The organism is Paraburkholderia sp. EG304 (assembly GCF_046543485.1).
Lineage (GTDB): Bacteria > Pseudomonadota > Gammaproteobacteria > Burkholderiales > Burkholderiaceae > Paraburkholderia > Paraburkholderia youngii.
The window spans coordinates 214357-237516 of record NZ_JBKGUA010000004.1; the positions used below are offsets into that span (position 1 = coordinate 214357).

Genomic DNA, 23160 nt, shown 5'->3' on the forward strand with positions numbered 1-23160 from the left:
GCACAAAGCGAGTCGATGTCGCGCGCGGAGAATGGGGCCAGGAGACACGCGGCGCTACAATCGCACGATGAACCAGCCGACCGAACCCACCATCGCCATCGACGTCTACCGCACGCGCCGCGAGCGCGTTCTCGCCGCGCTGCGCGCCGCGGGCGGCGGTGTCGCCATCGTCCCGACTGCGCCGGAAGCGCTGCGCAACCGCGATACTGACTATCCGTACCGCCACGACAGCTACTTCTATTATCTGACCGGCTTCACCGAGCCCGAAGCGCTGCTGGTACTCGACGCCAGCACCGCGCCCGGCGCGCCCGCGTCGGTGCTGTTCTGCCGCGAGAAAAACGTCGAGCGCGAGACGTGGGAAGGCTTCCGCTTCGGCCCCGACGGTGCGCGCGAAGCATTCGGGCTCGACGCCGCGCTCCCGATCGGCGAACTCGACACGCAGTTGCCGCGCATCATCGCCGACAAGCCGGCGCTGCACTACGCGTTCGGCAGCTCGGCACATCTGGACGAGCAGGTGCGCGGCTGGCTCGACGCGGTGCGCGCGCAAAGCCGCAGCGGCACCGTCGCACCCACGGCCGCGCGCGACCTGCTGCCGTTGCTCGACGAGATGCGGCTCGTCAAGGACGACCACGAGCTCGCGATCATGCGCCGCGCCGGGCAGATTTCGGCGGCCGCGCATCGTCGCGCGATGGCGGTGTGCCGCCCCGGCGTCCGCGAGTACGAACTCGAGGCCGAACTGCTCTATACGTTCCGCAAGTTCGGCGCGCAGGCGCCGGCCTATACGTCGATCGTCGCGGCCGGCGCGAACGCGTGCGTGCTGCACTACCCCGCCGGCAACGCAATCGCGCGCGACGGCGATCTGATCCTGATCGATGCGGCCTGCGAACTCGACGGCTATGCGTCCGACATCACGCGCACGTTCCCGGCGAGCGGCCGTTTCACGCCCGCGCAGCGCGAGCTGTACGACATCGTGCTGGCCGCGCAGCGGGCCGCCGTCGATGCGACGCACGCCGGCGCGAGCTTCGACGATCCGCACCAGGCCGCGCTGCGCGTGCTGTCGCAGGGGCTGCTGGACACCGGCATCGTGCCGCGCGCGAAGTTCGCGTCGGTCGACGATGTGATCGCCGAGCGTGCCTACGCGCCGTTCTACATGCACCGCACCGGCCACTGGCTCGGCATGGACGTGCACGACTGCGGCGACTACCGCGAGCGCGGCGCGCCGCGCGACGAAGCGGGCGCGCTACCGTGGCGCACGCTGCGCGCGTCGATGACGCTGACGATCGAGCCGGGCTTGTATGTGCGCCCGGCCGAGGGTGTGCCCGAGCGCTACTGGAACATCGGCATCCGCATCGAGGACGACGCGATCGTCACGCCGACCGGCTGTGAGCTGATTACGCGCGACGTCCCGGTCGCCGCCGACGAGATCGAGGCGCTGATGCAGGAAGCACGAGCGGTTCATCAACAGAGGACCTGATCGGCGATGAACGAAGCATCTCCATCGGCGGTGATCCTGAGGCCCGCCTCCCACCAGCAGGGGTTCGATTTCGATGTGACGATCGTCGGCGCCGGGCCGGTCGGCCTCGCGCTCGCCGGCTGGCTCGCGCGCCGCAGCGTGACGCGCGAGATGAAGATCGCGCTCGTCGACGCGCGCGAACCGGAAGATTCGATCGCCGATCCGCGCGCGATCGCGGTCTCGCACGGCAGCCGGATGATCCTCGAGCCGCTGCGCTGGCCGGCCGACGCCACCGCGATCGAGCGCATCCACGTGTCGCAGCGCGGTCATTTCGGCCGCACGCTGATCGATCATCGCGAGCACGGCCTACCCGCGCTCGGCTACGTGCTGCGTTACGGCTCGATCGTGCATGGCCTCGCCGACGCCGTGCACGCGACGCCGGTCCACTGGTTCCGCTCGACGTCGGCCGGTGCGCCGGTTCAGGAGCTCGACGGCGTCACGCTGCCTATCGAAACCGCGGGCGTCGCGCGCCAGTTGCGCACGCGGATTCTGGTGAACGCCGAGGGCGGCCTGTTCGGCGACCAGAAGCACGCGAAAAACCCGAGTCGCGCGACGGACGAAGCCGCCGGCGCACGCAGCATCGGTAAAAACGCCGCCGCCTCGCGCGACTACGGCCAGACCGCGCTGGTCGGCACGGTCACCGTGTCCGCACCGCAGCCGCACGTCGCATGGGAGCGCTTCACGTCGCAAGGCCCGATCGCGCTGCTGCCGATGGGCGGCGTGCGCGGCGCCGACTACGCGCTCGTCTGGTGCTGCGCGCCCGACGAAGCCGCGCGCCGCGCGCAGCTCTCCGACGAAGCGTTCCTGCGCGAACTCGATGCCGCGTTCGGCGACCGCATGGGCCGCTTTACGCACATCAAGGGCCGGGCGTCGTTACCGCTCGGTCTCAACACGATCGACACGCTCGTGAACGGCCACATCGTGGCGATCGGCAATGCGGCGCAGACCTTGCATCCGGTGGCGGGCCAGGGCCTCAACCTGGGTCTGCGAGACGCGCACGCGCTCGCCGATGCGCTGTCGGCCGAGGGCCCGACACCGCTCGCGCTCGCCACTTTCGCGCAGCGCCGCACGCTCGACCGGCGCCTGACGATCGGCTCGACCGACACGCTCGCGCGCCTGTTCACCATCGACTTCGCGCCGCTCGCGGTACTGCGCGGCCTCGCGCTGACCGCGCTCGAATTCGTCCCGCCGGTGAAAACCGCGCTTGCCCGCCAGATGATGTTCGGCCAGCGCCGCTAGGGGCGCAAAACGCCGCGCGGCTCTATGAGCCGCGCGACTTTCATAGAAGATTTAACAAGTTACGAGACCTGGTTCGCGAGTCCCGGCAACCCGTTAACGCTAAAATGGTGGTTTTCCCTCGCATTTCGCGCTGCGCCGGCCGTCACGATTGTCAAATCCTGAGCCGACGTCGGCGCACGCTCACGTCATGCCCACTCTTGGCCCCCACAATCTGCGCAACAACCTGTTCGTCGCCCCGATGGCCGGCGTGACCGACCGGCCGTTCCGCCAGCTCTGCAAACGGCTCGGCGCGGGCTACGCGGTGTCGGAAATGGTCGCGTCGAACGCGCAGTTGTGGAAAAGCGAAAAGACCATGCGCCGCGCGAATCACGAAGGCGAGGTCGAACCGATCGCGGTGCAGATCGCTGGCGCCGACCCGGACATGATGGCCGAGGCCGCCCGCTACAACGTCGCGAACGGCGCACAGATCATCGACATCAACATGGGCTGCCCGGCCAAGAAGGTTTGCAACGTGGCGGCCGGCTCGGCGCTGCTGCAGAACGAACCGCTCGTGCAGCGCATCGTCGAGGCCGTCGTGAACGCGGTTGGCGTCGGGCCCGACGCGGTACCCGTCACGCTGAAAATCCGCACCGGCTGGAATCGCGAGAACAAAAACGCGCCGAACGTCGCGCGTCTCGCGCAAGCAGCGGGCATTTCAATGCTGACCGTGCACGGCCGCACGCGCGCCGACCTGTACCACGGCGACGCCGAGTACGAAACCATCGCCGCCGTCAAAGCGGCGGTCAACATTCCGGTCGTCGCGAACGGCGACATCACGTCGCCGCAAAAGGCGCGCGAGGTGCTCGCCGCGACCGGCGCGGACGCGATCATGATCGGCCGGGCCGCGCAGGGCCGTCCGTGGCTGTTTCGCGAGATCGAGCATTTCCTGCAGACGGGCGAGCTTCTGCCGCCGCCGCGCATCGACGAAATCCAGCAGGTGATGAACGAGCATCTCGAAGATCACTACGCTTTTTACGGGGAATTTACCGGTGTTCGCACTGCGCGCAAGCACATCGGCTGGTACACTCGCGGCCTTTCCGGCGCCAACCTGTTCCGGCATCGCATGAATACGCTGGACACCACGCGCGAACAACTCCTCGCCGTCAACGAGTACTTTGACGCGCAAAAGGCGATCTCAGACCGCCTCGTCTACGTCGACGAAGCGCCCGGCAACCCCGGGCTCGACAGCCAGGGCGAGGACAACACCGACCGACTAGCAGCATGAGCAAGAACAACATCGAACAATCTGTCCGCGACAGCCTGGATGTGTATTTCCAGGATCTCGACGGCTCCAATCCGCACGACGTCTACGACATGGTCATTTCATGCGTGGAAAAACCCTTGCTCGAAGTGGTGCTCGAGCAGGCCAACGGTAACCAGTCGCTGGCCGCCGAGTATCTCGGCATCAACCGCAATACGCTGCGCAAGAAGCTGCAACAACACGGTTTGCTGTAGCGCGTTGTAGTTTCTCGCGCCCTGCCACGTTTCCCCTTCGGCTTTTCGTCTTCATCATGATCAAGCAAGCGCTCATCTCCGTTTCCGACAAGTCCGGCATCGTCGACTTCGCCAAATCGCTGTCGGACCTCGGCATCAAGATCCTGTCGACCGGCGGCACCGCGAAACTGCTCGCGGACGCGGGCCTGTCCGTCACCGAAGTCGCCGACTACACGGGCTTCCCGGAAATGCTCGACGGGCGCGTGAAAACGCTGCATCCGAAGGTGCACGGCGGCATCCTCGCGCGCCGTGATCTGCCCGAACACATGGCCGCGCTCGAGAAGCACGACATCCCGACCATCGACCTGCTGGTCGTGAACCTGTACCCGTTCGTGCAGACGGTGTCGAAGGAAGAGTGCTCGCTCGAAGACGCGATCGAGAACATCGACATCGGCGGCCCGACGATGCTGCGCTCGGCCGCGAAGAATCATCGTGACGTGACGGTGGTGGTCGACCCGGCCGACTACGCGGTCGTGCTCGACGAAATGCGCGCGAACGGCAACGCGGTGTCGTACAAGACGAACTTCCGTCTCGCGACCAAGGTGTACGCGCATACCGCGCAGTACGACGGCGCGATCACGAACTATCTGACGAGCCTGACCGACGAGTTGCAGCACTCGTCGCGCAACGAGTACCCGGCCACCTTCAACATGGCGTTCAACAAGGTGCAGGACCTGCGCTACGGCGAAAACCCGCACCAGAGCGCGGCGTTCTACCGCGACCTGACCGTGCCGGACGGCGCGCTCGCGAACTACAACCAGTTGCAGGGCAAGGAACTGTCGTACAACAACATCGCCGACTCCGACGCGGCGTGGGAATGCGTGAAGACCTTCGACGTGCCGGCCTGCGTGATCGTCAAGCACGCGAATCCGTGCGGCGTCGCGGTGGGCGCGAACGCGCACGAAGCGTACTCGAAGGCGTTCCAGACCGACCCGACCTCGGCGTTCGGCGGCATCATCGCGTTCAACCGTGAAGTCGACGAAGCGGCCGCGCAAGCCGTCGCGAAGCAGTTCGTCGAAGTGCTGATCGCGCCGTCGTTCAGCGCCGAAGCGCGCCAGGTGTTCGCGGCGAAGCAGAACGTGCGTCTGCTCGAAATCGCGCTGGGCGAAGGCCATAACACGTTCGATCTGAAGCGCGTCGGTGGCGGCCTGCTGGTGCAGTCGCTCGACTCGAGGAACGTGCAGCCGCGCGAGCTGCGCGTCGTCACCAAGCGTCATCCGACGCCGAAGGAAATGGACGATCTGCTGTTCGCATGGCGTGTCGCGAAGTACGTGAAGTCGAACGCGATCGTGTTCTGCGCGAACGGCATGACGCTCGGCGTCGGCGCCGGTCAGATGAGCCGCGTGGACTCGGCGCGTATTGCCAGCATCAAGGCGCAGAATGCCGGCCTGACGCTGGCCGGTTCGGCGGTCGCATCGGACGCGTTCTTCCCGTTCCGCGACGGTCTCGACGTCGTGGTCGCGGCAGGCGCGACCTGCGTGATCCAGCCGGGCGGCTCGGTGCGCGACGACGAAGTGGTCATGGCCGCCGACGAGCACAACATCGCGATGGTGCTGACGGGCGTGCGTCACTTCCGTCATTGATCGGCTGAAGGTCGCTAGCTGAAAAAAGGCCCGGCGGGTTGTCCCACCGGGCCTTTTGTCTTGCAGCGACGCGTTCAATCGTCCGGTTCTTTGCGGGCGTAACCGTCCCGCACCTGCTCATGCTGGCTGATGTACGTGCCCAAACCCTGGCCTCGCCGCGCGAGACGCTTAAGTACCGTGAGATGCTCGGCGCCGACACTTGCCTCTGTGTACCAATACACGGTGCCCGGCCGAAAGCGCACCTTGATGAAATCGTCGCCGATTTCATAGGCGTCGACGCCCGAGTCGCGGCTGAGATTGCGGTAGCGCTCCATTCCAGATCGCCCTCCTCGTGCAAAGCCTTCAGCAGCTTTTATTCCGCTAAGCGTGCTGCCAGCGGTCCGCCGCACGCCGCGTTCGTTGTAGTATCGCAGGCACCTGGTTTTTATCGCTTGTGCGGCACTTCATGAGAATTCTCGGCATCGACCCCGGCCTGCGCGTGACCGGCTTCGGCGTGATCGAACAACACGGCCACACACTGAGCTATATCGCGAGCGGCGTGATCCGCACCGCCGACGCCGATCTGCCGTCGCGGCTCGGCACCATCTTCGCGGGCATCTCGACGCTGATTCGCGAGCACGCGCCGGATCAGGCGGCGATCGAAAAAGTCTTCGTCAACGTCAATCCGCAGTCGACGCTGCTGCTCGGCCAGGCCCGCGGCGCCGCGATCTGCGGGCTCGTCGCGGGCGGCGTGCCAGTCGCCGAATACACCGCGCTGCAGCTGAAGCAGTCGGTGGTCGGCTATGGCCGGGCGACCAAGGAGCAGATGCAGCAGATGGTCGTGCGGCTCTTGAGCCTGTCGGGCGTACCGGGCACCGACGCCGCCGACGCGCTCGGCATGGCCATCTGCCACGCGCACGGTGGCTCGACGCTGAGCACGCTCGGCGGCATTGCCCCGGCGCTCGCGAAGAAGGGTCTGCGAGTGCGGCGCGGGCGTCTGGTCGGCTAGCGCGACGCGGATACGCGATGACGTTCGCGCCGCCGATCCGCTGCGCTACACTCGCGCATTCCCATCCGACTCTGAAAACTAATCCGCCATGATCGGTCGCATCGCCGGCGTTCTGCTGGAAAAAAACCCGCCGCATCTGCTCGTCGACTGCAACGGCGTCGGCTATGAAGTGGACGTGCCGATGAGCACGTTCTACAACCTGCCGTCGACCGGCGAGCGCATCGTGCTGCTCACGCAGATGATCGTGCGCGAGGACGCGCATCTGCTATACGGCTTCGGCACCGCGCAGGAACGCGCGACCTTCCGCGAGCTGCTGAAGATTTCCGGCATCGGCGCGCGCATGGCGCTCGCGGTGCTGTCCGGCATGAGCGTCGCGGAGCTCGCACAGACCGTCACGATGCAGGACGCCGCGCGCCTCACGCGCGTGCCGGGCATCGGCAAGAAGACCGCCGAGCGCCTGCTGCTCGAACTGAAGGGCAAGCTCGGCGCCGACCTCGGTGCAATGGCGGGCGCCGTGTCGCCATCCGATCACGCGTCGGACATCCTCAATGCGCTGCTCGCGCTCGGCTACTCGGAAAAAGAAGCGCTCGCGGCGATCAAGAACGTGCCGGCCGGCACGGGCGTGTCCGAGGGCATCAAGCTCGCGCTGAAGGCGCTGTCGAAGGGCTGATGCGCGATCCGCGCGCGGTACAATGGACAGATGATCGAAACCGACAAACTCGCCGCCGAGCGCATCATCGCGGCCACGCCCGTGTCGCCGAACGAAGAAGCGTTCGAACGCGCGCTGCGCCCGCGTCAGCTCGACGAATATGTCGGGCAGGAGAAAGTCCGCGGCCAGCTCGAAATCTTCATCGAGGCCGCGAAGCGCCGTTCCGAATCGCTCGACCACGTGTTGCTATTCGGTCCGCCGGGCCTCGGCAAGACCACGCTCGCGCACATCATCGCGCGCGAGATGGGCGTCAATCTGCGGCAAACGTCGGGGCCGGTGCTCGAACGCGCCGGCGACCTCGCCGCGCTGCTCACCAATCTCGAAGCCAACGACGTGTTGTTCATCGACGAAATCCACCGGCTCTCGCCGGTCGTCGAGGAAATCCTCTATCCGGCGCTCGAGGATTATCAGATCGACATCATGATCGGCGAAGGACCGGCCGCGCGCAGCGTGAAGCTCGATCTGCAGCCGTTCACGCTGGTCGGCGCGACCACGCGCGCGGGCATGCTGACCAATCCGCTGCGCGACCGCTTCGGCATCGTCGCGCGACTCGAGTTCTACAACGCCGAGGAGCTTGCGCGCATCGTCACGCGTTCGGCCGCGCTGCTCGGTGCGCAGATCCATCCGGACGGTGCATTTGAAATCGCCCGTCGCGCGCGCGGCACGCCGCGTATCGCGAACCGCCTGCTGCGGCGCGTGCGCGACTTCGCCGAAGTAAAGGCCGACGGCAACATCACCGCGCAGGTGGCCGACGCCGCGCTCAGCATGCTCGACGTCGACGCGGTCGGCTTCGACCTGATGGACCGCAAGCTCCTCGAAGCGATCCTGTACAAGTTCGACGGCGGCCCGGTCGGTGTCGACAATCTCGCGGCGGCAATCGGCGAGGAGCGCGACACGATCGAAGACGTGCTCGAGCCGTATCTGATCCAGCAGGGCTTCCTGCAGCGCACGCCGCGCGGCCGCGTCGCCACGCTGCTCACGTATAGGCACTTCGGGCTGGCCGCGCCGGATTCGTCGAGCGCGCTGCCGGGTCTGTGGAATTCAACGAACTGAGTCACACGACGAGGTCGACCAGGATGTCCGATCAGACCGAGCAACCCGGCCCTTCCAACCGTTCACCCGTCAATCCAGCCGGCGACCCGTCCGGTAATTTCGCGGCGCGCCTCACCCACCGCCTGCGTTCGAAGCTCGCCGCCGGCGTCACGCATCTGACGACCGGTAGCGGACCGGTGCTCGACTACTCATCGCCGCCTGGCGATCCTGGCCTGTTCGGGCCGAACTCCGTGTGCTGGAAAGTCCACGCCGACTTCACGTCGATGATGGCGGGCGGCATCAGTGCGCTGCTGCTGCAAGCGCTACATCCGCTCGCGCTCGCGGGCGTCTGGGACCACTCGAGTTTTCGCACCGACATCCTGGGCCGGCTGCGTCGCACGGCGACGTTCATCGCCGGCACGACATACGGCAGCAAGAGCGATGCGCTCGCGTTGATCGAGCGCGTGAAGCGCATTCATCTCGACGTGACCGGCGTCGCACCGGACGGCCAGTCGTATCGCGCGAGCGAGCCCGCGCTGCTGACGTGGGTGCACGTCGCGGAAGTGTCGAGCTTCATGACCGCGCATTTGCGCTATGTGAATCCGGTGCTGTCCGTCACCGCGCAGGATCAATACTTCGCGGAAACCGCGCGCATCGCGGAAATGCTCGGCGCCGTCGATATTCCGCGCTCGCGCGCCGAGATCGAGGCCTACCTGCTTGCGATGCGGCCCGCCCTCGTCGCCAGCGAGCGCACGCGCGAAGTCGTCAGGATTCTGATGAACGCGCCCGCACCGAGCTTCGCGATGCGGCCCGCCGGCACGCTGATGCTCAACGCGGGGGTCGATCTGTTGCCCGACTGGGCGCAGACGATGCTCGACCTGAATCGCTACGCGGTGCTGCGTCGAACCTTCGCACGGCCTGGCGTGCGGGTCGTCGCGCCGGTAATCCGCTGGGCGCTGGTCAATGGCGTATCGAAGCGGGCGCGGCGGCGCGCGGCGGCGGCGCGGCGGCAGGATTGATCGCGCCGCGCGAGCCGGGCCATTCTCGGCTTCGGCTTACCGCTTCGACTCCGGTCCCTTCCTGAAACCATCGTCGTCGGCGCTGCCGGCTTCGAGATGCGATACGTCCGCCCACGTCACGATTGTCGCGCGATCGTTCCCGTAATCCACGACGTTCAGGCTGGTGTTCAGCAGCGGGTAATTGCGCGGTGCGTCGAGCGGCATACTGGTTGCAAAGCGGTGCACACAGTCGAGCACGCCGCCATGCGTGACACACACGATGCGCCCACCCGGATGCGCGGCGACGAGCGGTTCGATCGCATGCATGATGCGGTGGTAGAACACGCGTTGCGACTCGCCCTCGGGCGGCGCGAAGCCGGGATCGCGGGTTTGCCACTGCGCGTATTCGTCAGGGAAACGTAGCGCGATCTCGTCGCTGTCATGGCCCTGGAACGCGCCGTACGAGCGCTCGCGCAAGTTCTCACGCGATTGCAGCGGCAAGCCGAGCGCCTCGCCGATCGGCTGCGCGGTCTGCTGCGCGCGCTGCAGGTCGCTCGAGTAGATCGCGTCGAGCCGCGCGCCCTGCTTCGCCTCGGCGGCTAGACGCTGCGCGAGACGTTGCGCCTGCGCGATGCCGGTCGTCGCGAGCGGAATGTCGATGTGGCCTTGAATCCGCTTGATGCGGTTCCAGTCGGTCTCGCCGTGCCGGATGAACAGGATCTGCGTCGTCATGAGAGAGGGGTGCGGTTCGCGGTTGTGTCCAGCGGCTATTGTCGCAAAAAGCGGCGGCGCGGCTCGCATGCCGCGACCGCAGCTCGCACCGTTCGCTCTCTTTTATGCGTTGGTCTGCAACCAGAACGTGACCGGTCCGTCGTTGACGAGCGACACCTGCATGTCCGCGCCGAACTCGCCGGTCTCGACGATCGGATGCTTCGCGCGCGCGGCCGCGACGAAATAGTCGAACAGGCGCTTGCCCTCGTCGGGCGGCGCGGCCGGTGTGAAGCTCGGACGAAGGCCGCTGTTGGTATCGGCCGCGAGCGTGAACTGCGACACCAGCAGCAGGCCGCCCGCGCGTCCTGCGCCGTCGAGATTTTGCACCGACAGGTTCATCTTGCCGGCCGCGTCGCTGAACACGCGGTAGCCGAGCACCTTGGCGAGCAGCTTGTCGGCCACCGCCTCGGTGTCGCCGCGCTCCGCGCAGACGAGCGCGAGCAAGCCGGCGTCGATCGCGCCGGTTACGCGTTCGGCGACGCGCACTTCGGCGCGCCGCACACGTTGGATCAGCGCGATCACGCCGTCAGCGTCACGCGTGCGAAGCGGCGCTTGCCGACCTGCACGACGTACTCGCCCGCCTCGACCTTCAGGCCTTTGTCGGACACCGCGGTGCCATCGATCTTCACGCCGCCCTGCTCGATGTTGCGCAGTGCCTCGCTCGTCGACGGCACGAGGTTCGCCTGCTTCAGCAACTGGCCGATCGCAAGCGGTGCGCCCGCGAGCGTGACAGCCGGAATATCGTCGGGCACGCCGCCCTTCGCGCGATGATTGAAGTCCTCGAGCGCGCGCTCGGCATCCGCCTGCGAGTGGAAGCGCGCGACGATTTCCTGGCCGAGCATCACCTTGAAGTCGCGCGGATTACGGCCCGCTTCGGCTTCGCGCTTGAAGCCGGCGATTTCGTCCATCGGACGGAACGACAGCAGCTCGAAGTAACGCCACATCAGCGTGTCGGAGATGCTCATCAGCTTGCCGAACATGTCGGTCGGCTTTTCGCTGATGCCGATGTAGTTGTTCTTCGACTTCGACATCTTCTCGACGCCGTCGAGCCCTTCGAGCAGCGGCATCGTCAGGATGCACTGCTGCTCCTGGCCGTACTGCTTCTGCAGCTCGCGACCGACCAGCAGGTTGAACTTCTGGTCCGTGCCGCCGAGTTCGAGGTCCGCGTTCAGCGCGACCGAGTCGTAGCCCTGCATCAGCGGGTACAGGAACTCGTGGATCGAGATCGGCACGCCGCCCTGGAAGCGCTTCGTGAAGTCCTCGCGCTCGAGAATGCGCGCGACCGTGTAGCGCGACGCGAGCTTGATCATGCCGTCGGCGCCGAGCGGCATCGACCATTCGCTGTTGTAGCGGATCTCGGTCTTGTCGCGATCGAGCACCAGTGCGGCCTGCTCGAAGTAGGTCTTCGCGTTCGACTCGATCTGCTCGCGCGTGAGCGGCGGGCGGGTCGCGTTGCGCCCGGACGGGTCGCCGATCAGCGACGTGAAATCGCCGATCAGAAAAATCACCGTGTGGCCGAGGTCCTGCAGCTGGCGCATCTTGTTCAGCACGACCGTGTGGCCGATGTGGATGTCGGGTGCGGTCGGATCGAGCCCGAGCTTGATGCGCAGCGGCTTGGCCGTCGCCGCGCTGCGCGCGAGCTTTTGCGCGAATTCGTCTTCGATCAGCAATTCGTCGACGCCGCGCTTGGTCACGGCGAGCGCGTGACGGACTTCGTCGGTGATCGGGAAGGCGGAAGCGGGATTGGGCTGGGTGGACTCGGTGCTCATGCTGGAAACGTGAAGTCGCGAAAAAACAGGATTGTCCCATAGATGCGCGCCGCCGCGCCCACTGACGCGCCCTGCGCGGCGTCGCGACGGGCGATTTCGTTGCCGCTCGCGTCGCTTTCGGCGTTTGCGCCGATAATCTGCTACAACGAATCGCAATGAACATCGACAGGAGCAGCGACGTGGCGCAAGACCCCGCAGACGGCATCTATTTCGGACTGATGTCGGGAACCAGCATGGACGGTGTGGACGGCGTGGCCGTCCGGTTTGCCACGGGGAAACCGCCCGAAGTGCTGGCCGAGGCGTTCGTCGGCTTTTCGGCCGGCATCCGCGAGGCGCTATTCGCGCTGCAACAGCCGGGGGATAACGAGATCGAGCGCGAGGCGCTCGCCGCCAACGCGCTCGCGACGCGCTACACGGTGTGCTGCCACGATCTGCTGCGCGACAGCCGGGTATCGGCCGACGAGGTCCGCGCGATTGGCGTGCATGGGCAGACCGTGCGGCATCGGCCAGAAAAGGGCTATACGCGGCAGATCAACAACCCGGCGCTGCTCGCGGAGATGTTGCATATCGACGTGGTCGCCGACTTCCGCAGCCGCGACGTCGCGGCGGGCGGCCAGGGCGCGCCGCTCGTGCCCGCTTTTCACGCGACGATTTTCGGCGCGAAGGACGAAACACGCGTCGTCTGCAATCTCGGCGGCATCAGCAACATCACGATCCTGAACGCGACGGGCGGGGTGCGCGGCTTCGACTGCGGCCCGGCGAACGCGCTGCTCGACGCGTGGGCCGAGCGCCATCTCGGCAAGCCATTCGACGAAAACGGTCATTTCGCGGCGAGCGGCCAGGTCGATCGCAAGCTGCTGAACGCGCTACTCGACGAGCCGTTCTTCGCCGAGCAGCCGCCGAAGAGCACCGGCCGCGATCTGTTCAACACCGCATGGCTCGATGCGAAGCTCGAACCGTTCGCCGCGCTCGCACCAGCCGACGTGCAGGCGACGCTCGTCGCGCTGACCGCGGTGACGGTCGCGCGCGAGATCGAGCGGCATGCATCCGACGCGCGGGCTGTGTACGTGTGCGGCGGCGGCGCGCGCAATCCGGAGATCATGAAGGCATTGCAGCAGGCGCTCGAAGACAGCGGCGTGAGCGGTGTGCCCGTGCTGACTACCGACGCGCTAGGCGTGCCGCCGAGCCAGGTCGAACCGCTCGCATTCGCGTGGCTCGCGATGCGCTGCATCGCGCGTCTACCGGGCAGTCTGCCAAGCGTGACGGGGGCGTCCGCGGAGCGGGTGCTGGGCGCGATTTATCCGCGGTGAGGAGAGGTCACAGCGAAGAAGCCCACGCCTTCTCTTGCCGCCGCGCTGCTTTCGCGGCGCGGAGGCAATAAAAAAACGGGGCCGAGGCCCCGTTTTCGCTGTGGCTCCATCAGCCTTTTCGCTCAGACTGAGAACGACGAACCGCAACCGCAGGTCGTGGTCGCGTTCGGGTTCTTGATGACGAACTGCGCGCCGTTGATGTCATCCTTGTAGTCGATCTCTGCGCCGACCAGGTACTGGTAGCTCATCGAGTCGATCAGAAGCTGCACGCCGCTCTTGTTCATCACGGTGTCGTCTTCGTTGATCGCTTCGTCAAACGTGAAGCCGTACTGGAAGCCCGAGCAGCCGCCGCCCTGCACGAACACGCGCAGTTTGAGCTCCGGGTTGCCTTCCTCATCGATCAGTTGCTTGACCTTGTCAGCCGCTGCGTCGGTAAAGACGAAGGGGGCCGGCATCTCGGTCACGGGGGTGTCGGTGACTGCGTTCATTCGAACTCTCCAAAAAGCTTTAGCCGATATTGTAGGGCTGTTCCGGATATCGTGCTGATGCCCACAAAATCAATGGGTTCTTGTTGCAAGGTCGATGCAAGGCGAGCCGTTGCCGCTCGAGCGAACGAGACCTGGCCGCCAACCCCAGTGAACCATAAAAAAAGCCGCCTTCGCACATGGCGTTGGCGGCTTTTTTCTGCAAACCGGCGTGAAGGCCGGTTCGCGCCCGAAACGATTAACGCTTCGAGAACTGCTTGCGGCGACGTGCCTTGTGGAAGCCGACCTTCTTACGTTCGACTTCACGAGCGTCACGGGTAACGAAGCCAGCGTTCGACAGTTGCGGCTTCAGCGTTGCGTCGTAGTCCATCAGAGCGCGGGTGATGCCGTGGCGAACCGCACCGGCTTGACCCGTTTCACCGCCACCGGTCACGTTGACCTTGATGTCGAACGTGGTGCCGTGGTTCGTGAGTTCCAGCGGCTGACGCACGATCATCAGCGACGTTTCGCGGGAGAAGTAGTCGGCGATGGGCTTGCCGTTCACAACGATGTCGCCCTTGCCTGCCTTGATGAACACGCGAGCGACGGCGCTCTTGCGGCGGCCCGTGCCGTAATTCCAGTTACCGATCATGTGGGCTCCCCTTAGATCTCGAGCGCCTTCGGCTGTTGTGCCGAATGCGGATGCGTTGCGTCAGCGTAGACCTTCAGCTTCTTGATCATCGCGTAGCCGAGCGGGCCCTTCGGCAGCATGCCCTTGACCGCCTTCTCGAGCGCGCGGCCCGGGAAGCGTTCCTGCATCTTGCCGAACGTCGTTTCATAGATACCGCCCGGGTAGCCCGAGTGACGGTAGTACTTCTTGTCGGTAACCTTGTTGCCCGTGACCTTCAGCTTGCCTGCGTTGATAACGATGATGAAATCACCGGTGTCGACGTGGGGAGTGAATTCAGGCTTGTGCTTGCCGCGAAGACGGTGTGCCACTTCGCTGGCGACACGCCCGAGAACCTTATCCGTCGCGTCAATCACGTACCATTCGCGCGTCACCTCATGGGCTTTTGCGGAAAACGTCTTCATGATCGATCCAAAAAAATTGCTGCGCCCAGTGTGTTCTTTCCTGCTTGTAGTGTGCGCATCGAGGCGCGTGCAGGCTCTCCCTGGTTCTTCTTCCGCGGGCGCGGATGCGGAAAAGCCCTGAATTATAAAGGAATTTGTAGCCGCAAGTCAAAAGGCGCGATGCGCTCGCCATGGGCGGTCCGAAATCGGGGCAAAACGACGGACAACGGCCGGCGAAAAAAAACCCGAACAAGTGGTTCGGGTTTAATCCACCAAAGGAGGAGGTGGAGGAGACAGCGGAGGTTGCAGAACTGCTGCAACGATGAGTGGATTATAAGAGTCGCCCTTGTGCAACGCAAGAATATTTGCATTGCGAAACGCGTTTTCATAATGCGATGGATTCGGCGCACTGAGAAGGTTTGAGAAAATCCCTTATGGATCAAGCACCAAGGGCAAAACAATTCAAACGGCATCAGACATCCGCTACAGGAAAACCCCTAAAGCGAGCGCGGAATTAGGGAATCGCCCGTCCATTCCGCACTGCAGCAAGAAAGCAATCAGCGTGCAGGAACACCGGATGCGGTCGGCCTGAGCTAATTGTCAGACACCGGGCTACAATGCCGTCTCGACAAAGCGATGCGCGGTGGGAGTGACAGCATGGAATGCAAAGTAAGCTGGATGGGACAGGACGGGATGGCGTTCGCGGCCGAGACGGGCAGCGGCCATCTGGTCGCGATGGACGGCGCACCCGAGGGTGGCGGACGCAACCTCGCACCGCGTCCGATGGAAATGGTGCTGCTCGGCACCGGCGGCTGTACCGCCTACGACGTCGTGATGATCCTGAAGAAGAGCCGCCAGGAGATCGCCGGCTGCTCGGTGACGCTGAAGGCCGAGCGCGCAAGCGAAGATCCGAAAGTGTTCACGAAGATCCACTTCCACTTCACGGTGACGGGCAAGAATCTGAACCCGGCGACCGTCGAGCGCGCGATCAATCTGTCGCACGACAAATACTGCTCGGCGTCGATCATGATCGCGAAGACCGCCGAACTCACGCATTCGTTCGACATCGTGGCGCTCTAAGCGCGATAGGGGCAGCGGCCACGGGCCGCCATCCGCGCCCCAAATGAAAAAGCCGGCGTCCCAATGGACGCCGGCTTTTCTTATTCAGCGGCAAAGCAGGCCGATAAGCCGGATTCTGTGCACGCCCCACGTCCGGAGACGCGACGCGCGTGGCAGCCATTCCTCTAGGCGCGCCATTACTGACGCGCTCAAGCTTCCTACCCGCAGACGAGACGGGGGCCCCGTCCTGCATCGCGAAGATGCGCGCCTGCCTACTTGGAATTGCTCCGGGTGGAGGTTACCGTGCCGGTCTGCCTTGCGACAGCCGCGGTGCGCTCTTACCGCACCGTTTCACCCTTACCTGATCCCGGCTTGCGCCGGGCCATCGGCGGTTTGCTTTCTGTTGCCCTGTTCCGCGTGTCGCCACGGATGGCCGTTAGCCATCACCCTGCCCTGTGGAGTCCGGACTTTCCTCGCCCTCGTTGGCCGAAGCCGCCGAGGCCGCGACTGCCTGGCCTGCTTTGCTGGCGCGGATTTTAACACCGAACGCAAAAGCGCCTAACGCTTGCGCCGCCCCGCTCGGAACACGTTCGTGTCGTCATAGAACGCGGGTGATTCGTTCTCGGGCCACCAGCCCGGAATGCCGAGCACCGGCAGCGGTGCGAACAGGCGGCTGGTCAAAGCGTCGGTGCCGAGCAGCGCGGTGCTGACCGCTTCATCGAGCCATGCGTCGCGCGCCAGGGTGTCCCAGTCGAAATATTCGGCCGGAACGTCGACGATCCACGCATGGCCGGTGCAGCCCTTGAACGGCGCGACCAGCTTTTCGAGCAGCGCATGACCGAAGCAACGTACTTCGCAGTCGCGCCCCCATGCGTCGCGCCGTGCGACGAACAGCGTTTGCCAGTCGAAACCACGTAGCGCGGCGCTCAGCGCAGGATCGGCGCAAGCGAACAGCAGCGCGTTTTCGTCGAACAGGGTCAGCATGTCGCGCACGCCGCCACGCGTCGGGCCGACGCCGAGCACGTCGAGTTCCGCCGACTGGCGCGCGTTCAACGCCGCCTTGATGCGCGGAAACGCGAACCACATGGAGCCGTTGAAGAAGTCGTGCAGATTATGGCGCGTCGGCACGCAACCGGTCGACGCGATATGCCCCTCGTACGCGGCGCCCGGTGGCAGATCGTCCTGCGCGATAAACGCGAGCCGCTGGCCGCGGCCGGTGGTCTGTTGCATCTGGGCCGCGTCGGCATTCATCGCGGCGAGCAGGTCAGCGTGGCCGGTCAGCGCGGCTTGCTGCCAACGCTCGCCGCGTGCGGCGAATTGCGCGAACCACGGCGTCGACCAGTCGATTGCGGCGAAGCCTGCTGGCACAGGCTCGGGTGCCATGCCGCGTACAGCTTGGGCCGCGGCTTCACGCGCTACCGCGGAGCCGGCGTTCGCCGCCACATCAATATTGGCAGCGCGCTGCCCCGCCTCACGCTCGGGCATTTAACACAGCCTCAAACGAGACGCCAGCCGATCGATTCACCGCCGCGCAGCGGCACGACCGGCGTATCGCCAGCCGGCAGTTCGGCCGGCAGCGTCCATTCCTCGCGACGCAGCGTGACCTTCTCCGTATTGCGCGGCAGACGATAGAAGTCCGGCCCGTGAAAGCTCGCGAAGCCTTCGAGCTTGTCGAGCGCGCCGGCCTTGTCGAATGCCTCGGTGTAGAGCTCGAGCGCGTGCAGCGCGGTGTAGCAGCCCGCGCAGCCGCACGCATGCTCCTTCAGCCCCTTCGGATGCGGCGCGCTGTCGGTGCCGAGGAAGAAACGCGGATCGCCCGAGGTCGCCGCCTCGACCAGCGCGACGCGATGCGTCTCGCGCTTGAGCACCGGCAGGCAGTAGTAATGCGGACGAATGCCACCCTGGAAAATCGCATTGCGGTTGTACAGCAGATGGTGCGCGGTGATGGTAGCGCCCAGCAGCTCCGGCGCGACGCCCGCTTCGCGGACGTAGTCTGCCGCGTCCTTCGTCGTGATGTGCTCGAACACGACCTTCAACGCCGGAAACGCGCGGCGCAGCGGCATCATCACGCGATCGATGAAGACCTTCTCGCGGTCGAACAGATCGATGTCCGAATCCGTCACCTCGCCGTGCACGAGCAGCGGCATGCCTAATTCCTGCATCACCTCCAGCGTCTTCGCGCACTTCATCAGATCGGTGACGCCCGCGTCCGAGTTCGTCGTCGCGCCCGCCGGGTACAGCTTCACGCCGTGCACGAAGCCGCTCTCGCGCGCGCGGCGGATTTCGTCGGGCGGCGTGTTGTCGGTCAGGTACAGCGTCATCAGCGGCTCGAATTTCGCGCCCTCGGGGATCGCGGCGATGATGCGCTCGCGATACGCCTTCGCCATCGCGGTCGTCGTGACCGGCGGCTTCAGGTTCGGCATGATGATCGCGCGGCCGAACTGGCGCGCGGTGTCAGGCAGCACGGCTGCGAGCATCGCGCCGTCGCGCACGTGCAGGTGCCAGTCGTCCGGGCGGACCAGCGTGACGGAATCGGGGGAAACGTTGGAAGCAGTCATGGCAGGAATACGAGACTTCGCGCGCCTCGCTGATCGACCGGTCAAACCGCGTTGTAGCGGCCCAAACACGTGTCAATTTTGCTATTTGGCGTCTCCGGCTCGGTGATATGCTTGGAAAATCATCATTGTAACGGCTCGCTCCGTTCACAGGCTCACCCGCAACATGTGCCAACTTCTCGGAATGAACTGCGCCGCGCCGACGGACGTTACCTTTTCCTTCACCGGCTTTGCGGCGCGCGGTGGCGTCACCGATCACCACGCCGACGGCTGGGGCATCGCCTTCTTTGAAGACAAGGCCTGCCGGTTGTTCATCGATCATCAATCGTCGGCCACCTCGCCGATCGCCGAGATGGTCAAGCGTTACCCGATCAAATCGAAAAACACGATCGCGCACATCCGCAAGGCGACGCAAGGGCACATCCTGCTCGAAAACTGCCACCCGTTCATGCGCGAACTGTGGGGGCGTCACTGGATCTTCGCGCATAACGGCGATCTGCAGGGCTACGCGCCGGAGTTGAACGGCGTGTATCAGCCGGTCGGCACGACCGACAGCGAACTCGCGTTTTGCGCGCTGCTGCAGGGTTTGCGCAAGGCTTTCCCGGCCACGCAGCAGCCGCCGCTCGACGAGCTGTTCGGCGCGCTCGAGGCGCTCACGCGTGAAATCACGCAATACGGCGTGTTCAATTTCCTGATGTCGAATGGCCAGGCGCTGTTCGCGCATTGCTCGACGCATCTGCATTACCTCGTGCGTCACTGGCCGTTTTCGACCGCGCATCTGGTCGACGCGGACGTATCGATCGATTTCGCCAAATACACGACGCCCGAAGACCGCGTCGCCGTCATCGCGACCAAGCCGCTGACCGACAACGAAGTGTGGACCGCGTTCAAGCCCGGCGATCTGCTGATGTTCCGGCATGGCGAAGTGATCGGCCAGGCCCATATCCCGGTGCCGAACTCGGTGCTCGAAAAGCTGCGCAATCCGGCGCTCGATGCATCCGCATCGGCGACGACGATCGCGGCGTCGAACGGCGCGCAGCCGGTGGGCACGCGCGGAGCCACGCATTCGCCCGACAGCGAACCCGATCTCGAAGCCGCGGATGATGCGGCGGCGTTCGAGTCATAAACCACTGACGTCGCCCTCAGCCAGGCAACAAAAAGCCGCTCCACCGAGCGGCTTTTTTGATCCCCACGCAAGCCTCGGCAACGAGGCCTGCCCGGCGAATCTCAGTGCAGGATCTTTGCGAGAAAGTCCTTCGCGCGATCCGACTTCGGATTCGCGAAGAAGTCTTCCTTGCGGTCGTCTTCGACGATCAAACCCTTGTCCATAAAGATCACGCGATGCGCGACCTTTTTCGCGAAGCCCATTTCGTGCGTCACGCACATCATCGTCATGCCTTCCTGCGCGAGTTCGACCATCACGTCGAGCACTTCGTTGATCATTTCCGGGTCGAGCGCCGAAGTCGGCTCGTCGAACAGCATTGCGATCGGGTCCATGGACAGCGCTCGCGCAATCGCCACGCGCTGCTGCTGACCACCGGACAGCTGCCCCGGATACTTGTCCGCATGCGCGCGCAGACCGACGCGATCGAGCAGCTTCAGGCCCTTCGCGGTCGCCTCGTCGTTCGAGCGGCCGAGCACCTTGACCTGCGCGAGCGTCAGGTTCTGCACGATCGACAGATGCGGGAACAGCTCGAAGTGCTGGAACACCATGCCGACCTTCGAGCGCAGCTTCGACAGATTGGTTTTCTTGTCGGTCAGCGACTGGCCGTTGATGACGATCTCACCCTTCTGGAACGGCTCGAGGCCGTTCACGGTCTTGATCAGCGTGGACTTGCCCGAGCCGGACGGCCCGCACACCACCACCACTTCGCCCTTTTTGACTTCCGTCGTGCAGTCGGTCAGCACCTGGAAATGGCCGTACCACTTCGAAACATTCTTGATAGAGATCATCTTGCGACCTTTTTCTGAAGACTTTTGACGAGGCTCGACGCGATAACGCAGATCACGAAATAAACCGCACCCGCGAACAGTACCATCTCGACATTCGTGCCGTCACGATCGCCAATATTCGTGGCTGTGCGGAAGAAGTCGGCGAGGCTGATCACGTACACGAGCGATGTATCCTGAAACAGCACGATCCCCTGCGTGAGCAGCAGCGGCACCATCGCGCGAAACGCCTGCGGCAGCACGATCAGACGCATTGCCTGCCCATAGGTCATGCCGAGCGCGAACGCGGCGTTGACCTGACCGCGCGGCACCGCTTGAATGCCGGCGCGAATGATCTCCGAATAGTACGCGGCCTCGAACAGCGAGAACGCGACCATCGCCGAGGCGAGCCGGATGTCGATGTCGGCCGACAGACCGAGCACGCTTTGCAGCACCTGCGGCACGATCAGGAAGAACCACAGCAGCACCATCACGAGCGGGATGGAACGGAACAGCGTCACGTAGCCCTGCGCGAACCATGCGAGCGGTTTGACCGACGACAGTCGAAACATCGCGAGAATGGTGCCCCAGATGATGCCGAAAACGATCGCGACGAGCGTGATCTTGAACGTGATGATCGCGCCGGTCCACAGCGTCGGCAGCGCGCCCGGAATACCGCTCCAGTCGAAATGATGCATCACTTGCCTCCGATGTAGCCTGGCAGCCGGGACTTCGCTTCGACCCAGCGCATCAGGAGCATCACGATCACGTTGATCAGCATGTACGCGACCGTGACCGCGATGAACGACTCATAAGTTTGCGACGTATAGTCGACCAGCTGGCGCGCCTGCGCCGACAGATCGAGCAGACCGATCGTCGAGGCAACCGCGGAGTTCTTGAAGATGTTCAGAAACTCGGAGGTGAGCGGCGGCACGATGATCCGGTAGGCGACCGGCAGCAGCACGTAGCGATACGTCTGCCATTGCGTGAAGCCCACCGCGAGACCAGCCGCGCGCTGGCCGCGCGGCAACGCGTTGATGCCCGAGCGCACCTGCTCGCACACGCGCGCGGCGGTGAAGAGGCCCAGACACACGATCGACGCCGAGAAGAACTGCGCGCCCGGCGGCAATTGCTTGAACCAGGTGCCGATCGACACGGGCAGCAACTCCGGTATCACCAGATACCAGATGAAGAACTGCACGATCAGTGGAATGTTACGGAAAATCGCGACGTAGACGGTGCCGACGCCCGACGCCCATTTGTTCGGCACCGTGCGCAGCACACCGAACAGCGAGCCGACGATCAGCGCGATCACCCATGCCGACAGCGACACGGTGACCGTCACCCACAGCCCCGAGAGCAGCCAGCCCAGGTAGGTGGTCGGCTCGCCCGTGGAGACGGGACTCAGCAAAATGCCCCAGTTCCAGTGATATGACATGACCAAGACTCCGGCAAAAAGAAACGGAAGAAGCGCGTGGCCCCTTCCGTTCCGTTCAGCGTTTCGAAAGTGTCGAAAAAGCAGCTAGGGTTTAGTCGATTGCCTTGTCGTTCGGGTTCTTGAACAGCGCACGCATGTCGTCGCTCATCGGGAAGTTCAGGTTCAGGCCCTTCGGCGGGATCGGCGATTCGAACCAGCGCTTGTAGATCGTTTCGCCTTCGCTCGACAATTGAACCTTCGCGATCGCATCGTCGGCGACCTTCTTGAAGTCGGCGTCGTTCTTGCGCAGCATGCAGCCGTAAGCCTCACGCGATTGCGGCGTGCCGACGATCACGAAATCGTTCGGGTTGCTCGACTTGGCGCGCTCGCCGGCGAGCAGCGCGTCGTCCATCATGAACGCGGCGGCACGGCCCGTCGACAGCGTCAGGAACGACTCGCCGTGATCCTTCGCGCTGATGATGTTCATGCCCATGTTCTTGTCCTGGTTCATCTTGCGAAGCAGGCGCTCGGACGTGGTGCCGGCGGTCGTCACGACCGTCTTGCCCTTCAGGTCCGGGAAGTCCTTGATGCCCGAATCTTTCTTGGTCATCAGGCGCGTGCCGATCACGAAGATCGTGTTCGTGAAGGCAGCCTGTTGCTGGCGCTCGAGGTTATTCGTGGTGGAGCCGCACTCGATGTCGACCGTGCCGTTCTGCACGAGCGGAATGCGGTTCTGCGACGTGACCGGCACGAGCTTCACCTTCAGGTTCGGCATGTTCAGCTTCTGCTTGACGGCCTCGACGATCTTCGTCGCGTAATCCTGCGAGTAGCCGATCACGTTCTGCTTGTCGTCGTAATAAGAGAACGGGATCGACGACTCCCGATGGCCCAGCGAAATGACGCCCGTATCCTTGATCTTTTTCAGCGTCCCCGAGTCTTGCGCATGCGCGCCAACCGTAAACAATCCGAGAGTGGCGAGCAACAGCGCAGCTTTTTTAACCTTCATCTTGATCTCCTTGGCAAGAACCGGCGCCAGTGTAACAAAGTAATTTTTCTGAAAGTATTCCTATTAACCATGCTGTTGCGCGCACGCCTCGATGGGCCCGCGGCGCGGTCGCACAGCCGTTTCGCGCATACGAGAAGGCGGGCGGCATCGATAGGATGCCGCCCGCCGGTCAAACACGCCGTCTTGTGGACAGCGCTGATGCACAAAATTTCGG

At 64.5% G+C, this 23160-nt stretch carries 25 protein-coding genes and 1 other RNA gene; 12 read left to right on the top strand and 14 right to left on the bottom strand.

What is annotated here, in order from left to right:
* The first annotated feature begins 67 nt into the window (after positions 1-67).
* The 5 genes from ACLFKU_RS07010 to purH all read left to right on the top strand — a co-directional run bounded on the left by ACLFKU_RS07010 (position 68) and on the right by purH (position 5868).
* Positions 68-1474 carry an aminopeptidase P N-terminal domain-containing protein gene (locus tag ACLFKU_RS07010; RefSeq protein ID WP_410848599.1) on the top strand — a complete coding sequence of 469 codons (1407 nt, stop codon included), beginning with the start codon at positions 68-70 and terminating at the stop codon, positions 1472-1474.
* A gap of 6 nt (positions 1475-1480) precedes the next feature.
* Entirely contained in the window at positions 1481-2752 is a 1272-nt protein-coding gene (locus tag ACLFKU_RS07015; RefSeq protein WP_410848600.1) for a UbiH/UbiF/VisC/COQ6 family ubiquinone biosynthesis hydroxylase, read from the top strand.
* Between the two features lie 187 nt (positions 2753-2939).
* Entirely contained in the window at positions 2940-4016 is a 1077-nt protein-coding gene (gene dusB / locus ACLFKU_RS07020) for a tRNA dihydrouridine synthase DusB (protein WP_410848601.1), read from the top strand.
* On the top strand, positions 4013-4246 hold the full coding sequence (locus ACLFKU_RS07025; RefSeq protein WP_013090496.1) for a Fis family transcriptional regulator: 234 nt from the start codon (positions 4013-4015) through the stop codon (positions 4244-4246). The genes dusB and ACLFKU_RS07025 overlap by 4 nt, the downstream gene beginning before the upstream one ends.
* A 56-nt stretch (positions 4247-4302) precedes the next feature.
* Positions 4303-5868, top strand: coding sequence for a bifunctional phosphoribosylaminoimidazolecarboxamide formyltransferase/IMP cyclohydrolase (gene purH, locus ACLFKU_RS07030; protein ID WP_368584019.1), 1566 nt, complete (start codon positions 4303-4305; stop codon positions 5866-5868).
* Positions 5869-5942: 74 nt separating this feature from the next.
* Here purH and ACLFKU_RS07035 read toward each other — a convergent pair whose 3' ends face one another.
* Complete coding sequence (locus ACLFKU_RS07035; RefSeq protein WP_410848602.1) at positions 5943-6182, bottom strand: hypothetical protein; 240 nt, start codon at positions 6180-6182, stop codon at positions 5943-5945.
* A 131-nt stretch (positions 6183-6313) separates the two neighbouring features.
* Here ACLFKU_RS07035 and ruvC point away from each other — a divergent pair, with 131 nt between their 5' ends.
* From ruvC to ACLFKU_RS07055, 4 genes are all read left to right on the top strand, one after another.
* Positions 6314-6856 carry a crossover junction endodeoxyribonuclease RuvC gene (gene ruvC, locus ACLFKU_RS07040; protein ID WP_410848603.1) on the top strand — a complete coding sequence of 181 codons (543 nt, stop codon included), beginning with the start codon at positions 6314-6316 and terminating at the stop codon, positions 6854-6856.
* Positions 6857-6944: 88 nt separating this feature from the next.
* Positions 6945-7526: a Holliday junction branch migration protein RuvA gene (gene ruvA / locus ACLFKU_RS07045; RefSeq protein ID WP_410848604.1), complete on the top strand. Its 582-nt coding sequence runs from the start codon at positions 6945-6947 to the stop codon at positions 7524-7526.
* A gap of 30 nt (positions 7527-7556) precedes the next feature.
* Positions 7557-8618, top strand: coding sequence for a Holliday junction branch migration DNA helicase RuvB (gene ruvB / locus ACLFKU_RS07050; RefSeq protein ID WP_013090500.1), 1062 nt, complete (start codon positions 7557-7559; stop codon positions 8616-8618).
* 23 nt (positions 8619-8641) lie between these two features.
* Entirely contained in the window at positions 8642-9616 is a 975-nt protein-coding gene (locus ACLFKU_RS07055; RefSeq protein ID WP_368584022.1) for an oxygenase MpaB family protein, read from the top strand.
* 36 nt (positions 9617-9652) lie between these two features.
* On the opposite strand, the gene ACLFKU_RS07060 is transcribed toward ACLFKU_RS07055, so the two are convergent.
* The 3 genes from ACLFKU_RS07060 to tyrS form a co-directional block, all read right to left on the bottom strand.
* Positions 9653-10327, bottom strand: a complete 675-nt coding sequence (locus tag ACLFKU_RS07060) for a histidine phosphatase family protein (RefSeq protein ID WP_368584023.1) — start codon at positions 10325-10327, stop codon at positions 9653-9655.
* Positions 10328-10429: 102 nt separating this feature from the next.
* Positions 10430-10888, bottom strand: coding sequence for a D-aminoacyl-tRNA deacylase (gene dtd / locus ACLFKU_RS07065; protein WP_368584024.1), 459 nt, complete (start codon positions 10886-10888; stop codon positions 10430-10432).
* A complete protein-coding gene (tyrS, locus tag ACLFKU_RS07070; RefSeq protein ID WP_176121817.1) occupies positions 10885-12135 on the bottom strand; it encodes a tyrosine--tRNA ligase in 1251 nt (416 codons plus the stop codon). The genes dtd and tyrS overlap by 4 nt, the downstream gene beginning before the upstream one ends.
* 179 nt (positions 12136-12314) lie before the next feature.
* On the opposite strand from tyrS, the gene ACLFKU_RS07075 reads away from it, so the two are divergent.
* On the top strand, positions 12315-13445 hold the full coding sequence (locus ACLFKU_RS07075) for an anhydro-N-acetylmuramic acid kinase (protein ID WP_410848668.1): 1131 nt from the start codon (positions 12315-12317) through the stop codon (positions 13443-13445).
* A 122-nt stretch (positions 13446-13567) separates the two neighbouring features.
* Here ACLFKU_RS07075 and erpA read toward each other — a convergent pair whose 3' ends face one another.
* From erpA to rplM, 3 genes are all read right to left on the bottom strand, one after another.
* Positions 13568-13933, bottom strand: coding sequence for an iron-sulfur cluster insertion protein ErpA (erpA, locus tag ACLFKU_RS07080; protein WP_013090506.1), 366 nt, complete (start codon positions 13931-13933; stop codon positions 13568-13570).
* A gap of 235 nt (positions 13934-14168) precedes the next feature.
* Positions 14169-14561: a 30S ribosomal protein S9 gene (rpsI, locus tag ACLFKU_RS07085; protein WP_013090507.1), complete on the bottom strand. Its 393-nt coding sequence runs from the start codon at positions 14559-14561 to the stop codon at positions 14169-14171.
* Between the two features lie 11 nt (positions 14562-14572).
* On the bottom strand, positions 14573-15001 hold the full coding sequence (gene rplM / locus ACLFKU_RS07090; RefSeq protein WP_013090508.1) for a 50S ribosomal protein L13: 429 nt from the start codon (positions 14999-15001) through the stop codon (positions 14573-14575).
* Between the two features lie 636 nt (positions 15002-15637).
* Here rplM and ACLFKU_RS07095 point away from each other — a divergent pair.
* Positions 15638-16060, top strand: coding sequence for an OsmC family protein (locus ACLFKU_RS07095; protein WP_026226035.1), 423 nt, complete (start codon positions 15638-15640; stop codon positions 16058-16060).
* An 88-nt stretch (positions 16061-16148) separates the two neighbouring features.
* Here ACLFKU_RS07095 and rnpB read toward each other — a convergent pair.
* The 3 genes from rnpB to pyrC all read right to left on the bottom strand — a co-directional run bounded on the left by rnpB (position 16149) and on the right by pyrC (position 18597).
* An RNA gene (rnpB, locus tag ACLFKU_RS07100) (RNase P RNA component class A) lies at positions 16149-16562 on the bottom strand.
* Between the two features lie 35 nt (positions 16563-16597).
* The gene (locus tag ACLFKU_RS07105; protein WP_368584025.1) at positions 16598-17524 is read right to left on the bottom strand and encodes a DUF3025 domain-containing protein; all 927 of its coding nucleotides are present in this window, start codon (positions 17522-17524) and stop codon (positions 16598-16600) included.
* Between the two features lie 11 nt (positions 17525-17535).
* Positions 17536-18597: a dihydroorotase gene (gene pyrC, locus ACLFKU_RS07110; RefSeq protein WP_410848605.1), complete on the bottom strand. Its 1062-nt coding sequence runs from the start codon at positions 18595-18597 to the stop codon at positions 17536-17538.
* A gap of 163 nt (positions 18598-18760) precedes the next feature.
* On the opposite strand from pyrC, the gene ACLFKU_RS07115 reads away from it, so the two are divergent.
* Complete coding sequence (locus ACLFKU_RS07115; protein ID WP_410848606.1) at positions 18761-19720, top strand: class II glutamine amidotransferase; 960 nt, start codon at positions 18761-18763, stop codon at positions 19718-19720.
* 101 nt (positions 19721-19821) lie between these two features.
* On the opposite strand, the gene ACLFKU_RS07120 is transcribed toward ACLFKU_RS07115, so the two are convergent.
* The 4 genes from ACLFKU_RS07120 to ACLFKU_RS07135 all read right to left on the bottom strand — a co-directional run bounded on the left by ACLFKU_RS07120 (position 19822) and on the right by ACLFKU_RS07135 (position 22946).
* Positions 19822-20547 (bottom strand): amino acid ABC transporter ATP-binding protein, encoded by a 726-nt coding sequence (locus tag ACLFKU_RS07120; RefSeq protein WP_176105077.1) that lies wholly within the window; start codon positions 20545-20547, stop codon positions 19822-19824.
* A complete protein-coding gene (gltK, locus tag ACLFKU_RS07125; RefSeq protein ID WP_176380894.1) occupies positions 20544-21221 on the bottom strand; it encodes a glutamate/aspartate ABC transporter permease GltK in 678 nt (225 codons plus the stop codon). The genes ACLFKU_RS07120 and gltK overlap by 4 nt, the downstream gene beginning before the upstream one ends.
* The gene (locus ACLFKU_RS07130) at positions 21221-21961 is read right to left on the bottom strand and encodes an amino acid ABC transporter permease (RefSeq protein ID WP_368584028.1); all 741 of its coding nucleotides are present in this window, start codon (positions 21959-21961) and stop codon (positions 21221-21223) included. Before ACLFKU_RS07130 ends, gltK begins: the two co-directional genes overlap by 1 nt.
* A 91-nt stretch (positions 21962-22052) precedes the next feature.
* Positions 22053-22946, bottom strand: coding sequence for a glutamate/aspartate ABC transporter substrate-binding protein (locus ACLFKU_RS07135; protein ID WP_368584029.1), 894 nt, complete (start codon positions 22944-22946; stop codon positions 22053-22055).
* Between the last annotated feature and the right edge of the window lie 214 nt (positions 22947-23160).

Coding starts and splice junctions, on each gene's coding strand:
- rpsI (WP_013090507.1), bottom strand. CDS start 14,561: ATGATCGGTAACTGGAATTACGGCACGGGCCGCCGCAAGAGCGCCGTC.
- purH (WP_368584019.1), top strand. CDS start 4,303: ATGATCAAGCAAGCGCTCATCTCCGTTTCCGACAAGTCCGGCATCGTC.
- ACLFKU_RS07135 (WP_368584029.1), bottom strand. CDS start 22,946: ATGAAGGTTAAAAAAGCTGCGCTGTTGCTCGCCACTCTCGGATTGTTT.
- ACLFKU_RS07115 (WP_410848606.1), top strand. CDS start 18,761: ATGTGCCAACTTCTCGGAATGAACTGCGCCGCGCCGACGGACGTTACC.
- pyrC (WP_410848605.1), bottom strand. CDS start 18,597: ATGACTGCTTCCAACGTTTCCCCCGATTCCGTCACGCTGGTCCGCCCG.
- ACLFKU_RS07015 (WP_410848600.1), top strand. CDS start 1,481: ATGAACGAAGCATCTCCATCGGCGGTGATCCTGAGGCCCGCCTCCCAC.
- ACLFKU_RS07010 (WP_410848599.1), top strand. CDS start 68: ATGAACCAGCCGACCGAACCCACCATCGCCATCGACGTCTACCGCACG.
- ACLFKU_RS07130 (WP_368584028.1), bottom strand. CDS start 21,961: ATGTCATATCACTGGAACTGGGGCATTTTGCTGAGTCCCGTCTCCACG.
- gltK (WP_176380894.1), bottom strand. CDS start 21,221: ATGCATCATTTCGACTGGAGCGGTATTCCGGGCGCGCTGCCGACGCTG.
- rplM (WP_013090508.1), bottom strand. CDS start 15,001: ATGAAGACGTTTTCCGCAAAAGCCCATGAGGTGACGCGCGAATGGTAC.
- ACLFKU_RS07105 (WP_368584025.1), bottom strand. CDS start 17,524: ATGCCCGAGCGTGAGGCGGGGCAGCGCGCTGCCAATATTGATGTGGCG.
- dusB (WP_410848601.1), top strand. CDS start 2,940: ATGCCCACTCTTGGCCCCCACAATCTGCGCAACAACCTGTTCGTCGCC.
- ruvB (WP_013090500.1), top strand. CDS start 7,557: ATGATCGAAACCGACAAACTCGCCGCCGAGCGCATCATCGCGGCCACG.
- ACLFKU_RS07120 (WP_176105077.1), bottom strand. CDS start 20,547: ATGATCTCTATCAAGAATGTTTCGAAGTGGTACGGCCATTTCCAGGTG.
- ACLFKU_RS07095 (WP_026226035.1), top strand. CDS start 15,638: ATGGAATGCAAAGTAAGCTGGATGGGACAGGACGGGATGGCGTTCGCG.
- ruvA (WP_410848604.1), top strand. CDS start 6,945: ATGATCGGTCGCATCGCCGGCGTTCTGCTGGAAAAAAACCCGCCGCAT.
- ACLFKU_RS07055 (WP_368584022.1), top strand. CDS start 8,642: ATGTCCGATCAGACCGAGCAACCCGGCCCTTCCAACCGTTCACCCGTC.
- ruvC (WP_410848603.1), top strand. CDS start 6,314: ATGAGAATTCTCGGCATCGACCCCGGCCTGCGCGTGACCGGCTTCGGC.
- erpA (WP_013090506.1), bottom strand. CDS start 13,933: ATGAACGCAGTCACCGACACCCCCGTGACCGAGATGCCGGCCCCCTTC.
- ACLFKU_RS07035 (WP_410848602.1), bottom strand. CDS start 6,182: ATGGAGCGCTACCGCAATCTCAGCCGCGACTCGGGCGTCGACGCCTAT.
- ACLFKU_RS07060 (WP_368584023.1), bottom strand. CDS start 10,327: ATGACGACGCAGATCCTGTTCATCCGGCACGGCGAGACCGACTGGAAC.
- tyrS (WP_176121817.1), bottom strand. CDS start 12,135: ATGAGCACCGAGTCCACCCAGCCCAATCCCGCTTCCGCCTTCCCGATC.
- ACLFKU_RS07025 (WP_013090496.1), top strand. CDS start 4,013: ATGAGCAAGAACAACATCGAACAATCTGTCCGCGACAGCCTGGATGTG.